At 39.3% G+C, this 1,241-nt stretch carries 1 protein-coding gene; it reads right to left on the bottom strand.

The window, feature by feature from the left end; all coding sequences use genetic code 11:
- On the bottom strand, positions 1-1,098 hold a 1,098-nt coding region (locus tag CP357_RS09875; RefSeq protein WP_143468460.1), incomplete at its 3' end, for a transposase.
- Between the last annotated feature and the right edge of the window lie 143 nt (positions 1,099-1,241).

Below are 1,241 nucleotides of genomic sequence, written 5' to 3'. Positions count from 1 at the left end.
TTCCTTTTCGTACATGGTATAAGGAATATAGTACTTCTTGTCTGAATACTCTTCTTCTAACATTGAATAATTATATTCGCTGCCATAACCAGCATCAGCGACAATCTTGTCAAACTTGTCTAGTGTCGTCATCTGCTTTAAAAATGGTTCGAAAGTTCTGAAATCAGTTGGATTAGGGTATAAAGCAAAGTCAACCACATATTGATCAGTGGTGGCGGCTTGAATATTGTAGCCTGGCTTGAGCTGGCCGTTCTTCATGTGATCTTCCTTCATATGCATGAAAGTCGCGTCATGATCTGTCTTAGAATAGCTGTTACGCCCTGCAAAGATTTCTTTCGCCTCTTCATATTTCTTCATTCGAGGAACATAGTCTTTTCTTAGTTTATGAAGCAGCTTTTTAAGACCGCGTCTTCTTGCTTTTCTAGGCGAACCGCCAGGGATTGCTTTGGGTTCTTGCTCAATTTCTTCGGTCAGCTTTTCAATCTCGGCTTCCGTTTCTTGTGCTAGCTCTGCCAAACCTTGACTGGTCTGGACTTTCTCTTTTGCCATTGCTTTGACGACTTCTTTGGCAATCAATTCATCATAAAGCTCAACCGCTTGACCTTTGAGCTTGTCATGAAATTTTTCAACTGCCTTGCGCCAAACAAAAGTATAGCGATTGGCGTCAGCTTCGATTTTAGTGCCATCAATAAAGATCGCTCCTTCATTGATAAGGCCCTCGGCTTCTAACAAATTGGTAAAGTAGAGGAAGCTTTTCTTAACCAGCTCATTGGCATGCTTGCTGGATCTAAAGTTATTGATAGTATGGTAAGAAATCTGTTGGTGTTCAGCCAAAGCCATCATCGGCACGTTTTCTTCCAGCATTAATTCGATTTTTCTGCCTGAAAATACTCTTCTGGAATAAGCAAAAAGCAAGATTTTAAGCATCATCGCTGGATGATAAGCTGGACGACCGGTTTTAGCAGTATTACCCAATAAGACATCTTCTGGAATTGAATCGACAAACCAGCTAATGGTATTAGCCAAATGATTATGAGGAATAGCGAAGTCTAAGTTGAGTGTTAAAGCTGTTTGACCTATGGTATAATTTTGATACATTAAGATTGCCTTCTTTCTTTTTGTTTTGTGGTGATTCAATAATATCAAGGAAGGCACTTAAAGTATAGAAAAAGAACGATGAAATCCATTAGGAAATCATCGTTCTTTTTTCCTGTCTGAGAATTAGTTTTTTCCCAGACACT

It is taken from the genome of Lactobacillus sp. UMNPBX6 (assembly GCF_002553975.1).
GTDB classification, from domain to species: Bacteria; Bacillota; Bacilli; order Lactobacillales; family Lactobacillaceae; genus Lactobacillus; species Lactobacillus gallinarum.
This window is presented reverse-complemented; position numbering and strand designations above follow the sequence as displayed.